We start from the raw sequence: 15,259 nt of genomic DNA on the forward strand, positions 1-15,259 counted from the left end.
ATATTGTTATCAAATCAGTTAATTGGATGGTTTTTTAGGAACTCCTTCTTCCCATTGAGCTTTACCTAGTAACCAACTAAAATCACCAGTTAATTGATCTCCAGACGATAATTTTCCGTTTTTATATTCATAGATTCCGGCGCTGGAATGACATCCCATACAGCTTTCTGTTCCGAAAATAGTAATATCACTTACAGGGTTAGCTTCCATTAGGTTTGATGCAGATTGATTTCCTGTCTGGAAAAAAGTTTCCATGGTAATATTGGTTAGTAAGGCTAAGTTGGGATTACCTCCAGGTTTATTTACTACTGATTCAGGAACTTTGTATTTAGCCTCAGTATGATTTCCAGGAAGTGCGTTTTGATCTGTTGGGTATTGAGTATCAATTAACTGATAATATTGCCAAACACTTTTTTGTTGCTTAAAATAAGTTTGCATTCTTTCATTTACTCGTTGTACACGCACAGGAATAGCTACCATACGTTTAGCTTGAGTTTTCATGACATCGCTTTCAGCATAGTACATATCAGTATTACTGCTCGAAATTGTCCAGAAATCTCCGTGCGCCCATTTATTATGGGTATAGGTTGTTCCGCCATTTGTTACGTCTATATTCACTGGACAGATTTCACAATTAGGGTCTCTTAGTGAAGGAGGAACTACTGTTGTTTTCCCGTCTTTTTCGATTACATTTTGATCTAGATTATCAATATGTTCAAAAGTGGACCATACCCATTGCTTTCCGGTTGGAGTTTTTTGACTAATATGAAAACCAATCATTCCTAAATCTTTCTTAACTAAAGAAGTGCCATCAGAACCAATGATATACCCTTCCTCTTGATAATAACGATCTTTAATATCAGAATCTTCTAATATTTTCCAAGCAAATTTGATTTCTATAGCGCCAAGTTTATTTTCTTGGTAATTTCCTTTAGGGAAGTTTGCGATACCGCTTTCAGAAAATTTGGTTTGTCCGTTTATATTATAAAGTTTATTGGTAACAATATAATCGAATTCTTCTTTATTCATTAATACTTCATACACCACTACATTTCCGTTTTGATCAAATAATTTTCCAGCAAATGCCTGATCTACTTCATCGGCAATGTCAAAGTTTTTTGGATTAGTAGGTGTAGAAGAAGAAAGTACAATTCTAGCATTAGTATCATCTATAATGCTCTTCGATAATCCTAATCCAGAAGCTGTTCGAGGACTTCCCCAAGGAGCAGGTGTTTTACCATCAGAACGGTATACCTGAAATGCTTCTTTCCAATCTAACCAAGTCGGTGTTCCTTTGTCTGTAAATTCTGCTGCTGGTTTCCCTTTATCATCTCTGGGCCACATAATAGCGATAAAAGTCTGCCAGCTATATTCATTAAATTTTTCATTAAGCTTGAATATTTCCTTTTTGTCTTTAAGTTTTTGTTGAAGTACAGGATTAACATCTACAGGAATATCTGCGGAAAAAGATATTGGTGCAGGAATTTTTTTATAGTCATTGTTAATTGTTACTTCAGCTGTATCGTTATTACCCTCTATAATTACCTTATCATCGCAGGAGAATAGTAAAAACGAAATGCATAAAATACTTATAAGTATATATGGATCTGATTTAAAAATTTGTAATGTGTGTTTCATGATATAAAAGTTTTAGGTTAATTAGTTAAGGTAAGATTGTTTAGATTGTCTTCTCTTCCAAAAAAGAGATGATGTATATCTATTTTCTTGAGCATAGTATTCTTGTCTCTTTTTTTTGTATCCTAGATAATCTTTACTAATAATTTGTTGATATTTTTGTAAGCCAGATTGATCTCCTTTTAGATCATCTAAGGTAGCATAAGCTGCAAATTGACTCATAGCTAGAGATTTGAAAATCCCTAAAGATGAAATAGGATCATAACTGGAAGCGGCGTCGCCAACTGCTAACCATGAACTACCAGTAACGGCAGTAAGATACTGTGTATGCGCAGACACTACTTTAGGTAGTGAGAGGTATGTCGCATCTTTAATTCTACTACTAGTGTGTTTGGTATTATGTAAAAAATTATTAAAAGATTCTTTTTTCCGTAGCTGTAATTGATTAGCTATATCTGCATCTGTCATATATCCAAGTACTACGGTTTCATTTGGTAAAGTAGCGCTATACCACCAACCATTTTGATCAGTTTCTACACATGTTCCATTTCCTATTCCGTTAGTATTACTATGATGATCTTTTAAATTGTAAAAACGATAAATTCCAACCATTTGGTCTTCTCGTATTTTGGTAGAATTCTGAAGATTAGAAAATGCGGCTTTTTTACCAGTAGCATCAATTACAAAACTGGACGTAATAGCTATTTTAGTATTGGTTTGTAAAAGCCAATGTTTAGTTTTTTTCTCTGAAGATATAATACTGGTCTCAAAGTAAAAGCTTACATCTCTCATTTGTGCTTCTCTAATCATAAATTGATCAAATACGAGTCTATTTAAATGCCACCCATATCCATAAGGAGAGAATATATACTCATTATGATATAACTCTGAAGAACCCCAAGCCGCGGAGGTTCCATAGGCATTAATAAAATTACAGTTCAGAAAAGATTCCCATATACCTAAGTTTTGTAGTTGTTGAGATGCATGTGGAGGCAATGTTTCTCCAATTTTATGAATCGTTAGATCCTCTACGTTTATTTCAGAAGTACGCTCAATAATTGCAATTTTGAGATGTGGAGCCTCTTTTTTTAAAGCAATTGCTGTAGCACATCCGGCAACACCTGCACCTATAATAATTACATCATATATCGGTTGATTTGGATTCATTAACTTGGATCTTGTTTTACAGCAATCCATTGTGCTACTACTCCAGCAGGAGCAGTAGATTTTCCGTTCGGTCCTGTTGGATGAGGTATCTCTCTAACAATAGATCCTACGATAGCTGGACGTTGATTAACTCCATTCATCCAGTTAGGAACATAGTAGCCTAAATAATTGTAGATCCACTCTGCACCACCTACAATTCCCTTTCCTTGGAACTGAAGTGTGAAAGGGTTTCCATATCCAATGGAGCCATTTAATTTTAATTCCCAACCAGGGCCATATATCAAACCATCTAGTGTTTGCATTGGAGCTTCATTTATTTTTATGTTTCCTCTTCCGAACTCTAATGAATCAAAGTCTGCATCTAAATCAGGATTACTAAGAAAACTTCTATAAGTCCATATTCCAGTTAGGATTTCGGGAACTGAATTAATCGTTGTATTCATAATGATTTAATTTTTATTATTTTCTTTATTTGATTCTCCAAAACTTTGTCCTAATACTCGATCCCCTGGTTTTACTGGATCACCAAGTGCCTCATTGTTTCGTTCTACCTGATAGAACTGTCTTGTAATTCCTGTTCCATCTGCAATTAAAAACCCAAGGTCTTTCCATGCTTGAACCATTTGTAAGTCACCAGCTTTATTATTAGGAATTCCAGATGCCCAGTATACTTGTGAACCATTTAAAGATTCCGGAACAACAATTGGTCTATGCGCTGGCCACCAAGGGATATTATATGCTATTTGCTGCTCTACTGGATCACCTGTTGATTCGGGATAAATATTGTTCCATTTTTCATAAGTGACATTGATATTCTGAAAAGTACATTCATGAAAATCTGCTTGCCAAGGAATACCTATATATTTGGTAAGATCTCCAGGTTCCAAACCTTCAGCCAGGTTAGGAGCGGCACTACCATCGGTACTAGCAATCGGTTGAGGAATACTTAGCCCTCCAACGATGTAGGTAGCGTGTTTAATTCTATAAGGTTCACTATAAATAGCTGGATTATCTACAATCCACGAAAGCTCTCCTCCAGGACAAAATGCTCCTCCAAGTACATTACTCAAAACACCGCGATTAATACCAACTCCTGTTACAGGAGGATTTGCCCAAGGATTTGTACATTTTTTATTACTTTCACCCCATTCATCACACTCATTTACAAACTTTCCGTTAGCCCATTGTTTTAGAAAAAATAATTGGGTTTCTGTCATAGAAAGAAATTTCTCGGGAGCAGTATTACTTAATGGATTGTTTCCGCTAAGCATAGGCATCAAACGTGGCTTATTAGAGGTAGCATTGTAGTTTCCTTCTACCTCATAGTCGTTGAGTTGATCTGTTCGCCTCATGATTCCAAGTACAAACTGTCTAAGTCTATAATATGGATCTTCTCCATTTTTTGGAGGGATCGAAAGCGTTTCATAGTTTAAGTTTCCACCAGTTCCACGATTATGGGGATCACCGCCACCAAAAAAGTCAAAAACAAAGGTGTATTTAAAATCATCTGGTCTACGCAATTGTGGCCATAATTCTTTATAAAACTTTGGGTAATAATTCGGGTTATAATGCGCTTCATTTCTCCAAATATCAAATTCTTCCGGAGTTTTAGGACTATTGTTTTCCTGAGTAAAAGGAGGTACGCCAAATACTTGCGGATCATATGCCATTTTACGAACAAAAAGATCATACATTTTTTCATCCATTGTGATCATATCTTCCATTTCGGGAACATATCTTGGATACCCAACAACAACCCAAGCTGGAACCTGTACATCCATGGTTCCAGAAGTTTTTGTTTTTATTTCTTTATCACCATCGTAGGTTATATCTGTAAATGTATATTCGATTTTTGCTGTTACAGGCCCATCAGAAATATCATCAAACCAGCCATCATTGTTTACAAAACTTTCGATAACTGGAGTATTTGTTGATCCAGAATTACCATTTCCTCCTAAAACAATAAGTCGAATATTTTTTTCCTGTTCATTCACTAATAAATTTCCTAGGGTTTCAATAGAATTTGGTTGGATATCTGAAGGAGGAAATGTTTGTGGATATGATACCTTTTTATATTTGCTGGCATCCATTTTTTTACTTAGCGAACCAAACTTTGCAAAGGCGCCTTTATTATTTTTGAGATTAACTGTAAGTGGCCCTGGGTCAATGATGAGTTGTCTACGTAAATCTGGTTGAGTTACCTCAGGATTGCGAAGAGGATGATTAGGAGCGTATCCTTCTTGCCCATCTGTTTCCTGAAATTCATACCAAGAAGCTTTCTTGTTTGCTAAATGAACAGTCCAATCTATATCTGTAACTTTTCCTTCCACCATTCTTGGTGCGGTTACAGCCGTTTGATAAATGAAATTATAAGTGCCTCCAACTTTGATTTCTTTTCCTTCCACGTCGTCTTCACTGGTGTAAGCAAATATTCTAAATCGAGCTGCCTGTTTTTTTATTTTGGATAGGTCATTATCATCTTTAAAAGAGCTTACTCGTATTGGATTCCCTTTTGAATCTTTTTGTTCTCTTCCCATTTCATCACAAGCTATTGGTCGCGTTCCCGGTTGTTCGGGGGTTAGGTAGAAGTCATCATCAGTATTACCGAGTCTTGCAATCCCGATACTAGGATGAATTTTAAAAGTAGTATATGTATTATCCATTATGTGTTGCTTTAATTTAGTCCATGAAGTTTAAGGATACACCATCGATGTATACAGCATTATCTATCTGATTTCCATCAATACCAATAATCACTAGTTGTATGGTAATGTCTTTTGCGCCGTTATTTAGCATGCTTTGTACTGCATCTGTAGCGTTAATTTTATAATTTCTAGGTTCGTGGTGATGTAATTGCCTTTGATCGAACTGTCGTGTTTTGTCTAATGGTAAATTACAATGTCCGGGGCCTCCATAACAGCTTCCATGGAATGTTGTAATTTCTTCTATAAAGTGATCATTCCCTTTTGTAGGAGTATCAACAGTGGCATCTGGAGTATTTAAAAATACTCGGATTCGAGCATTTTGTAAGTTTCCTCGTTGAACTCTATGAATTTTAATCTCAGCTTTACGATGAGTATCTAATGTATTTGTAGAAACCTGAGTAGGAGCGCTATTAAATTTTACTAATCCTACTTTACTTGAGACATCATAGAATACAGAGTCTTTCATATAAGTATATCCAAGTTTTTGAATACTCAAGGTGTCCTGAACTGTCATAGACCAAGGAGCTAGAACTGCATTCACTTCTTGTGGTGTTCCATTATGAAGTTCTTGCCATCTTGCCCAGATACGATCTACATTAGAATGATGCGCCCAAAATAAAGGATCAAAAGCCGTAATTCGATTATCTGTCATCCATCCATAAATTGGATTCTCCTTACTTTGAGGGTCAGGAGTAAGATTTAACTTTTGATACTTTTTTTTCCATTCATCGCTATTGTCAGGATATGTGGGATTAGTACCTCCAGAAAAATTATGCATACCATTATGCACTTTTTCTAAAGATCCATAGTGATGATCATAGGAAGGTCCTCCACCAAAATCACCAAAATTATCTAGTGAAAGAAGTAAGTTTATATCTTTTTTAGTAGGATATTGAGAGAGTGGCCCCATAGATCCTGGCCATCTATTCGGAAACCATAAAGGGTTAGTTTCTTTAAGAGTATCATAAATAGCTCGTATTTTATCTGACCATACGGCTACATTATTTACATTGATGATTTCATACGGAATTCCTGCAGCTTTTAAGAAACGTAATCCAGAATTATATACAGTTCCTTTTTTTACAATCTTTTCTAAAGCTGATATTTCTTTCTTGTTTAAGATGGATTTACCTTCAGAAGTTTTTTTATCCTTTAGTTTATCTAAGCCTTTTTGAGTTAGATAACATCCATAAGCTTCAGGAAGAACACCTAGATCGTATTTTTTGTTATTAAATGTGTTTTTGTTTTGATCGGCATAATCTGTCCACGACCAATATGGTAAGGCAATGTTTTGATCATAATCTTGTAATTTTTGCTCGAAAAAATATAAATACATCCTATGCCACGTGGTAAACTGTTCCCATCCGTGCTGACAAGAGTCGGTATGAATTCTAGCCCAATAATCAAAACTTCTTTCATCTTGCCAATAATCGGTGTATTGAAACATACAGTTCAGCGCATCTCTAAAGGTGCTAAGCTCATCTGGGGTTAGAGAGCTCACCTCTTTTCTAATAGTAAGACCTTTATTGTCTCTATGATCTTGGTTAGTTTTATTTGTAGATACTTGATGAAGTAATTCTCCATTAGCTAAAGCCAATCTTGAATTGGTTGTAGAGGCCTCTGTTATTTTTGCCGCTTTTTCGTGTTCTTCTTCTAGTGTAAGTGGACAATCGGCATCGATCCAATTGGAAATGATTTGTATCTGATCTATAGAAGCAACAGCAGTAGCATCCCATAATAATTTTGGAAAAATACTACCATCAAAAGGGTAATGTCCTTTCAATCCTATGATAATAGCAGATTGATCACTTCGTTTTTGACTTGGACTACCTCCACCACCTCCGCCTGAACCTCCAGATGGCCAACAATCTCCTATAGATGTTGTTATAGGTGGTTGCTGCACCGAAGTAACAGCTGGATCTAATGAAGCGATATCAGAAGTGCTCTTTTCTGAATTACAGCATCCTCCACTATTTTTTGAAGATTGTTTGACAGTGACGGATTTAGAAGAAGAGTCGTTGGATCCACAACATCCGTGAGATGTCTGACTAGAATCGGAACTTTCTTTAGGAGCAATTAGTCGCTGCCCATATAAAGATGAAGTAATAAAAGTTTCGGGATCTAACCAAAAAGCGTGCAATCCTTGATAACTGGGAACTGTTTTTCCCTGTAATGTATTGAGGATCTCTTTGACCTGTTCATATTGAGATTTTCTTTTCTTTTTACCAGACATATTTGTGTGTTGTGTATTAGTTGAGATCTTGTTTCTCAAAGTTATATTTATAGGGGAAATTTCGGTATAGGTAAAAACACCTGTTTTGCTTTTTTATCAATGTTTTTGATGGCTTGAAGAGAGATTTGTTTTTTGAAATAAATTATTTGAAGGTATAAAAACAGGGGTTTATACGCTTTTTTTGATATAGAATAATGATAGAACTTTGGGGAAATCCCCGATGAAAAAATAACAACTTTTAAATCTTGAAAAACATGTCTATCGTAACATTTAGTGAAATTCCAGATCATGATGATATTGATATTGCCATTATTGGAGCAGGTATTTCTGGCTTGTATTGTGCATATCGATTGATCAATCATCCTAACTATAAAGGAAAGAAGATTGCAATATATGAACGCCTTAACCGAACAGGAGGACGGCTACAATCAGATTTGATTCCTATCAGAGGAAACCATAAAGTTTCTGATGAAAATGGAATCAGTAATTTTTATGATCAAGTACAAATTGATCTTGTAAAAGAAGAACAAGGAGGGATGCGTTTTAATTATAACATGGAAGAGTTGATGACTCTTAATGGCGCTCTAAAAATTTGTGATGAGATTGTTCCATTTCCTATGTCAAGTACTGATGATACAAATCGATTTTGTATTAGAGGTCATAGTTTTTCTCTTGAAGAAGCTAATGCAGGAGGTAATACGATATGGAGTCAATTATATGATTTAGCACCACAAGAGATAGGACTAAGTCCAGTACAGATTGTAACAAATGCTTATAATCGAATTCTAGAAGCAAATGATATAATACTGGAGGAAGATCAAACGCCAGAATATTGGCAAAAATTCAGATTACAGTTTAAGTGGAAAGGGGTTCCGATGAATGAATGGCAATTATGGGGATTACTAAGAGATATGGGGTATTCTGAAGAATGCATAGAGATGCTTACCAATACTATTGGATTCGCTGGTCCTTTTAAATCATTACCAAATGCAGGGGATGCATGGCAGATTCTGGCTGATTTCCCTAAAGATCCAACATATTATACTTTTAAATATGGATTTAGTACACTACCTGATGCTATTAAGAAAGAACTAGAGGGTAAGGTTAGTATTTATTTGAGCACCAATATAGATAGTATACATGGCGATGAAGATGATTTTACTATATACGCTACGGAAGCTACAGAAGGGGAAAACTCAAAACCAAATATTCCTGGAGGCAAGTACAAGACGATAAAAACTAAGCAAATTATTTCTGCAATTGCTTCTACAGGATTCAAAGCATTATTTATTAAATCTCCAGCGCTTCACGCATCTTCTAAGAAATATGATTCCATGAAATTATGGGAAAGTATTAATGGGGTATTAGGTATGAATTTGATGAAAATTAATTTCTATTTTAGAGAAGCTTGGTGGTATACTGGATCAACAGGAAGACCTAATATTGAGTTTGGGCCTAACTTTACCGATCTACCAATTAATTCTATATATCCGTTCTACTCTGTAGAAGATTTAGAAGTAGATCATAAAAAAGGTACAGTTTCTATTATAAGCGGAGAAGAACCAGCAGCGTTGACATTGTATTGCGATTTTAACAACACTAATTTTTGGAAAGGATTACAAAATATTGGTCCAAAATTTTCTTCACCACTACAAGAAAAATATAATGAAATGGAATCACAAACTGTTTTTCCTGCATCACAAGCAGTAGTTGCAGAAGCTAGAAAACAAATGGGATTATTATTTGGAGTGACGAATATACCAGATCCTATTTTTACTAGCTATAGATTATGGAACGGAGAGGATGATTTTGAACATGCATATCATCAATGGCAATTGAATGTGGATGATAAGAAAACGATAGAGTATCTATCAAATCCATTACCTGGGTTTTATATGTGTAATGAAGCTATTTCCGACATGCAAGGTTGGGTAAATGGCTCGCTGAGATCTTCTGATTTAGCATTAGGTAAAATTTCTAATGGAGCTATTAAACCAATGACTAATACTCCTTGCACAAGTCCTGTGGAAACAAAAGATGATAAGAAAGGAAAAACTTCTTTGAGGATCTCCAGAGGACATTGGGGATAAGTAAAACAGTAAATAAACTTACACAATATTTTAACTTTTAAAATGTACTATCATGTCAGAGAAAGATACAACCTATATAGGAAAAACTTCAGGTATAACACCACCAATTTTCCCGAATACTTTAATTAACGAACCAAAGCAGATCAATCCAACTTCAAATGTTAGTGGTTTAGGGCCACTGAGTCATTTAATTGGTACTTGGACAAATAAAAATTTAGGATCTACAAGTAAAGGAGGGACGGCAACCCCTTATTCGTATAATATTATGCCATTACCTACTGTTTCCGAATCATCTGGATATATTCTCAAGAACTTTAAATACTATGAAGAAATTACCTTTTCACCTATTAATGGAACTGCTCCAAATAGAGGAGGTGATTATATTCAAAATGCGAATGTACTCTTTTACGAGCAGCGTATTTATTTTGCGGATGGACCTGCTAAAGATAGATTGGTTCATGCGGAAAATGGATCTTGGTTATTCTTAGTAACTGGACCTCAGTCCGAAGAACCCTATGCAAGTACTCCAGTAGTACCACATAAGGGATCAATACCAGATCAATCGGTGACGACAAATGTTGCAAAACAAATTTCAGTACCTCACGGAAATTCAATTTTAGCACAAGGAGGAATTAAAGGATATCCGAGCTCTTATATTCAGAAGGGCAATGCTCCTATTAATAATTATCCAAAAACTATTATTCCATCAGGAATAGACACTACTCAATATTCAGTAAAAAGTGTTGGAAATCCTTTTCCTGATTTAAACAATAATCCTAATAAGCCTTTGCAAGATGGGATTTCAGCTAATCCTTGTACTCAATATATTCAATGGGGAGTTGATACAGAAAATCCTGCGGCTAAAGGTGCAGTTACTAATATTCCATTTGAGAAACAAAAAGCAAATGTGATAGATTATAATGCTAACTATTGGTTACAGGCGTTTACACAAGGAGGAGAGTTTACGCAGTTATCATATAATCAAACAATTTTGATGGATATCCCAATTAATGGAACTATTATTAAGTTTCCGCATATCACGTGTAATACATTGACTAAGAAGTAGAGTTATTATTTAACATTATTAAAAAGCCACATGTCTATGTGGCTTTTTTTATGAATAACACTATGAGAGAGGATGGTTTTTTACATATAATAAAAATCTTTATTATAAAATAAATTTATGCTTTGTATTGAAAATATAAATAAAAATATATGAAATAATGTTCTCACTTTTGTACGCAGATTGAAAAAGTTTCACGTAAAAAAGTTTTAGGTAAAATCTATATAATTAATTGATTTTAAGCTAATTAAATTATGAATAGAAATCTAATTTTTAAACTAAATATCATTGTAAATGAAAATTGTCAATAAAATTATTCTTACTGGTTTATTTATTGTAATGCTCTTTTTATCCTCTTTACAGAATTACTTATTTATGAAAGAACTTTTAATATCAGGCTTCGTGATGTTAGTTGCTTTTGCTTTACAAAGTGTCAGTGATACGAAGAATAAAAAAACTAAAATATATTTAAAAATTAATACAAATAATAATTAGTAAAAATAGAAATTATGGTACTTACAGATCAAAAAGTTAAACTAATGGATGGGGTTTTTAGCCCGTCGGAAGCATCAGATATCCTTAACATTTTTATAGATAAGAAAATTAATTTTCACAAGCTACAGAGGTTATCTATTACAGAGCAAAATTGTAATGATGATACACCACAATTATATAATAGAATAAATGAATTAATTAAAGCAAAAGAATCGATCAGAGAGGCTATCATGGAAGCAAGAAGAGAAGGTTTAGCGTTACAGATCGAGAGCGATATCCAAATTACTTTAATTAAAAAATAGTCAGATACGTCTTAAACGTATCTAAAGTTAAAAGGTAGATAGTATTGTTTTTATTATGGATTTACATTTATTAATTGATAATTTAACTAATCCTGCGTTGTTATTTTTTTTCTTAGGAATTATAGCAGTACGATTAAAGAGTGATTTAGAAATCCCAGGAAATTCATCAAAATTTATTTCTCTGTATTTATTATTGTCTATTGGTTTTAAAGGTGGTCAAGAACTTTCCCATAGTGAATTAACATTAGAGATTATATGGTCTCTTGTTTTTGGAGTAGTATTGGCACTGGTTGTGCCGATATACACATTTTTTATTCTGAGGCGAAAGTATAGTATAGAAAATTCGGGTGCGATAGCAGCGTCCTATGGTTCAGTCAGTGCGGTAACTTTTGTAACCGCACTTTCTTTTTTAGAAATGGAACAGGTCTCGTTTGGTGGGCATATGGTTGCTGTTATGGCAATTATGGAGGCACCTTCTATTATGATAGGTGTTCTTTTGATGTCTATAATGAATAAGAACGCCAAGGATGCTATTCCATTGGGGAAGGTTTTAAAACATGCATTAACTAATGGAAGTGTATTACTAATTATGGGAAGTCTGGTAGTAGGTTTTTTAGCAAGTGAACAACAAGCAGCAGGTATTAAACCATTTACAACCGATATTTTTAAAGGGTTTTTGGCCGTTTTCCTATTGGATATGGGGATTACAAGTGGAAAAAAGATCTCTTCTTTCCTTAAAAAGGGTTGGTTCGCAGTATTGTTTTCTATAGTAATTCCATTATTTAATGGGATTCTAGTAGCTTTAATCAGTACCACTTTTATTGAAAGTATTGGAAACAGGTTTTTATTGGCAATATTAGCAGCTAGTGCTTCTTATATAGCAGTACCGGCAGCAATGAGGTTAGTTGCGCCAAAAGCTAATCCAGGTCTTTATGTTCCGATGGCATTAGCAGTAACTTTTCCATTTAATATTACAATAGGATTACCACTATATTTATATTTAGTACAGATATTTAACTAATAGTAATTCATAAATTTTCAAAAAGGTTCAAGTAGTTTACTCTTGAACCTTTTTATTGATATTTATGTAGAAGTAGAGTAGTTATTTTTTATGAAGATATCTTCTTAAAATGCCTCCTTTAATCTTGTTTACATCATATTCTACAGTAAAAGCATCAGGGTCTATGGTATCAATAATTCTATTTATTTTTCTAATTTCAAATCTATTTATTACAGTTTGAATCACTTCGAAATTTTCTGTAGGACCATTATTACCATATCCATTTACGCCCTGAAATACAGTCATCCCAGCTCCTAGTTTTTCCTTGATTGCGTTTTTTATTTCTTTAGATTTCTTAGAGACAATCATTACACCGATAAAATCTTCAAAACCTTCAATAGTAAGGTCTGTTATTTTTGCAGTTATCAAAAAAGTTAAAATGGAATACATTGCAGTCTCCTTAGATACTATAATGGCAGTGATAGAAAATAATATGAAGTTAAATAATAAAATAACTTTCCCAATACTTATACCAAAAGCATTATTGATATAAATACCTAGTATTTCGGATCCATCTAAAACAGCACCATTTTTTATAGTAATTCCTATTCCTAAACCAAGAAACAACCCGCCAAATATCGATATAAGAAGCTTATCATCTGTAACGACATCAAAAGTTTCTAATTGTATAGAAATAGCAAGACCAATGATCGCTACGATAGATTTGATTACCATAATTCTTGAAATTGAAAAATAAGCGACAATTAAAAAGGGAATACTTAATATAATTAGAATAATAGAAGTATTAATATTTAAAGTAGAATTGAGTAGGATCGCAATACCAGTAATTCCTCCATCTAAAAAACCATTTGGCAATAAGAATGCTTTTAGCCCAACACTGGCGAGTATTACACCAACAGAAATTTGAAAATATTCGGATAATTTAGAAATAAATGCTTTGGTCATTTTTGTAGTTTTACAAAGGATTTTAACTAACCCTTTCATATACAAAAATCAACATTATTTCATATATATTTTTATTTATATTTATGATGAAATATATAATTAATTATTATGGATCTTCATGGGTTAAAAAGATTGAATTTATCTTTAATAATTTCATCTTTTTGTTCTTCGACATATTTCAGAAAAGCTTCTGCGACTAAAGAAAACTTTTTATTCTTAAGCCAGATTAGGTTCCAGATGGATTTTATAGGAAAACCTTGAACAGGAATAATTTGTAAACGTCCAGCTTCTAGATCATTTCTGATACCTATAAGAGGCATGATGGAATAACCAAGTCCAGCAATTACTGCTTGTTTAACTGCTTCATTGGATGTTAATTCCATTTTTTTTCTAACAGGGAGATCGTTTTTATCTATATAAGTTTCCATCGTATGCCTGGTACCAGACCCGGGTTCTCTATAAATTAAAGGGAGTTCAGAAAATATAGATTTTTGATATTTTTTGTTGGTAAACTTTTCAGAGGTATTCCCTACCAAATACAATTGATTTTCCATAAGCTTAGTTTTCTCAATTTGTAAATGCTTTGGTAACACTGAGACAAGAGAAAAATCAACATTGTTTTTTTCTAAACTATTTATAACTTGTTGTTTGTTAGTTACATCGAGAACAAGATCTACACCTTCATGTTGTTTCATAAAATCCGATAAGAAATAGGGGATAATATATTTTCCAGTAGATACAACAGAAATTTTTAAAACACCGGATAAGTGACCTTGATAGGCTTTGGTTTTATAACTAATCTGATTGACTTCATCTACTATTTTTTGAGCAGCAATTGCTATTTCTTTTCCAAAGTCAGTTATATAAAGTTTTCTACCAATAACTTCAGTTAAAGGAATAGGAAATTGATCTTGAAAATTTTTGAGTTGAATAGATACTGCAGGCTGTGTTAAATGAAGTTCTTCTGAAGCCTTCGTGATGCTTTCTTTTTCTGAAATTTTTAGAAAAATCTGAAGCTGATGCAATGTATAATTCATAAAAAATATTAATGACTAAGATAACAAATATAAATAAAAATATATGAAAAATCTATAGTAAATTAGAGTTGTAATAAAATGAATAGAAACTATAATAGTATTGATTTTTAGCTGATTTTGAAAGTTTAATTTAAAATGTATTTCTATGGATTTATTAAAAAAAGCACGAGATTTTCAGAAAAGAAGTATGAGTAATATGAGTACAAGTGATCGAGTTTCTGCATCCAGAGAAGCGAAATTATTAGTATTAGGTATTAACGAAATTTATAAGAAAAGTAAAGATCCATATTTAATGGATATCATGAAATTGATTACAGAGAAAAAGCGCAAAATTGATAAAAGACTAAAAGGACGCTTATCTATTACATAATTTGAAAAAGAAAAAATGAAATTATGCAAAAGTTTGAATTAGTTAGAAAGCCGTAAAATGCCCACTGCGGTTATCCATTTGTGATACTTTCATTATTAGTTGTTTTAAAAGTAGTTACTGAATTCAGTAACTACTTTTTTATATTGTAAGTTATAAAAAAACCGCCTGTTTTCAGGCGGTTCGAATATTATCAAAA

General features: G+C 33.4%; 12 protein-coding genes. 5 read left to right on the top strand and 7 right to left on the bottom strand.

Going from position 1 to position 15,259, the window contains the following annotated elements:
• Window positions 1-18: 18 nt before the first annotated feature.
• Genes BMY33_RS07410 through BMY33_RS07430 form a run of 5 tightly spaced genes read right to left on the bottom strand, consistent with a single transcriptional unit; the run spans window position 19 to window position 7,779 of the window.
• Complete coding sequence (locus BMY33_RS07410; RefSeq protein WP_091407128.1) at window positions 19-1,638, bottom strand: hypothetical protein; 1,620 nt, start codon at window positions 1,636-1,638, stop codon at window positions 19-21.
• A gap of 21 nt (window positions 1,639-1,659) precedes the next feature.
• Complete coding sequence (locus BMY33_RS07415) at window positions 1,660-2,802, bottom strand: NAD(P)/FAD-dependent oxidoreductase (protein WP_091407130.1); 1,143 nt, start codon at window positions 2,800-2,802, stop codon at window positions 1,660-1,662.
• Entirely contained in the window at window positions 2,802-3,245 is a 444-nt protein-coding gene (locus BMY33_RS07420; protein WP_091407132.1) for a hypothetical protein, read from the bottom strand. Before BMY33_RS07420 ends, BMY33_RS07415 begins: the two co-directional genes overlap by 1 nt.
• 6 nt (window positions 3,246-3,251) lie before the next feature.
• A complete protein-coding gene (locus BMY33_RS07425; RefSeq protein ID WP_091407133.1) occupies window positions 3,252-5,465 on the bottom strand; it encodes a LodA/GoxA family CTQ-dependent oxidase in 2,214 nt (737 codons plus the stop codon).
• A gap of 16 nt (window positions 5,466-5,481) precedes the next feature.
• Window positions 5,482-7,779: a tyrosinase family protein gene (locus BMY33_RS07430; RefSeq protein ID WP_139195608.1), complete on the bottom strand. Its 2,298-nt coding sequence runs from the start codon at window positions 7,777-7,779 to the stop codon at window positions 5,482-5,484.
• A gap of 215 nt (window positions 7,780-7,994) precedes the next feature.
• Between BMY33_RS07430 and BMY33_RS07435 the strand changes: the two genes are divergently transcribed.
• The 4 genes from BMY33_RS07435 to BMY33_RS07455 all read left to right on the top strand — a co-directional run bounded on the left by BMY33_RS07435 (window position 7,995) and on the right by BMY33_RS07455 (window position 12,711).
• Window positions 7,995-9,830, top strand: a complete 1,836-nt coding sequence (locus BMY33_RS07435) for an FAD-dependent oxidoreductase (protein WP_091407137.1) — start codon at window positions 7,995-7,997, stop codon at window positions 9,828-9,830.
• 52 nt (window positions 9,831-9,882) lie between these two features.
• A complete protein-coding gene (locus BMY33_RS07440) occupies window positions 9,883-10,896 on the top strand; it encodes a heme-binding protein (RefSeq protein WP_211482380.1) in 1,014 nt (337 codons plus the stop codon).
• A 506-nt stretch (window positions 10,897-11,402) separates the two neighbouring features.
• The gene (locus tag BMY33_RS07450; RefSeq protein ID WP_091407140.1) at window positions 11,403-11,690 is read left to right on the top strand and encodes a hypothetical protein; all 288 of its coding nucleotides are present in this window, start codon (window positions 11,403-11,405) and stop codon (window positions 11,688-11,690) included.
• Window positions 11,691-11,745: 55 nt separating this feature from the next.
• On the top strand, window positions 11,746-12,711 hold the full coding sequence (locus BMY33_RS07455; RefSeq protein WP_091407142.1) for a sodium-dependent bicarbonate transport family permease: 966 nt from the start codon (window positions 11,746-11,748) through the stop codon (window positions 12,709-12,711).
• 81 nt (window positions 12,712-12,792) lie between these two features.
• Here the strand turns inward: BMY33_RS07455 and BMY33_RS07460 are convergent, their stop codons facing one another.
• Entirely contained in the window at window positions 12,793-13,656 is an 864-nt protein-coding gene (locus tag BMY33_RS07460) for a YitT family protein (protein WP_091407232.1), read from the bottom strand.
• Window positions 13,657-13,772: 116 nt separating this feature from the next.
• Window positions 13,773-14,693, bottom strand: a complete 921-nt coding sequence (locus tag BMY33_RS07465) for a LysR family transcriptional regulator (protein ID WP_091407144.1) — start codon at window positions 14,691-14,693, stop codon at window positions 13,773-13,775.
• Window positions 14,694-14,838: 145 nt separating this feature from the next.
• Here BMY33_RS07465 and BMY33_RS07470 point away from each other — a divergent pair, with 145 nt between their 5' ends.
• Complete coding sequence (locus BMY33_RS07470) at window positions 14,839-15,063, top strand: hypothetical protein (RefSeq protein WP_091407145.1); 225 nt, start codon at window positions 14,839-14,841, stop codon at window positions 15,061-15,063.
• Window positions 15,064-15,259: the final 196 nt, after the last annotated feature.

This window comes from Aquimarina amphilecti, from assembly GCF_900109375.1.
GTDB lineage: Bacteria > Bacteroidota > Bacteroidia > Flavobacteriales > Flavobacteriaceae > Aquimarina > Aquimarina amphilecti.

Coding starts and splice junctions, on each gene's coding strand:
- BMY33_RS07450 (WP_091407140.1), top strand. CDS start 11,403: ATGGTACTTACAGATCAAAAAGTTAAACTAATGGATGGGGTTTTTAGC.
- BMY33_RS07455 (WP_091407142.1), top strand. CDS start 11,746: ATGGATTTACATTTATTAATTGATAATTTAACTAATCCTGCGTTGTTA.
- BMY33_RS07415 (WP_091407130.1), bottom strand. CDS start 2,802: ATGAATCCAAATCAACCGATATATGATGTAATTATTATAGGTGCAGGT.
- BMY33_RS07465 (WP_091407144.1), bottom strand. CDS start 14,693: ATGAATTATACATTGCATCAGCTTCAGATTTTTCTAAAAATTTCAGAA.
- BMY33_RS07420 (WP_091407132.1), bottom strand. CDS start 3,245: ATGAATACAACGATTAATTCAGTTCCCGAAATCCTAACTGGAATATGG.
- BMY33_RS07440 (WP_211482380.1), top strand. CDS start 9,883: ATGTCAGAGAAAGATACAACCTATATAGGAAAAACTTCAGGTATAACA.
- BMY33_RS07425 (WP_091407133.1), bottom strand. CDS start 5,465: ATGGATAATACATATACTACTTTTAAAATTCATCCTAGTATCGGGATT.
- BMY33_RS07410 (WP_091407128.1), bottom strand. CDS start 1,638: ATGAAACACACATTACAAATTTTTAAATCAGATCCATATATACTTATA.
- BMY33_RS07470 (WP_091407145.1), top strand. CDS start 14,839: ATGGATTTATTAAAAAAAGCACGAGATTTTCAGAAAAGAAGTATGAGT.
- BMY33_RS07435 (WP_091407137.1), top strand. CDS start 7,995: ATGTCTATCGTAACATTTAGTGAAATTCCAGATCATGATGATATTGAT.
- BMY33_RS07460 (WP_091407232.1), bottom strand. CDS start 13,656: ATGACCAAAGCATTTATTTCTAAATTATCCGAATATTTTCAAATTTCT.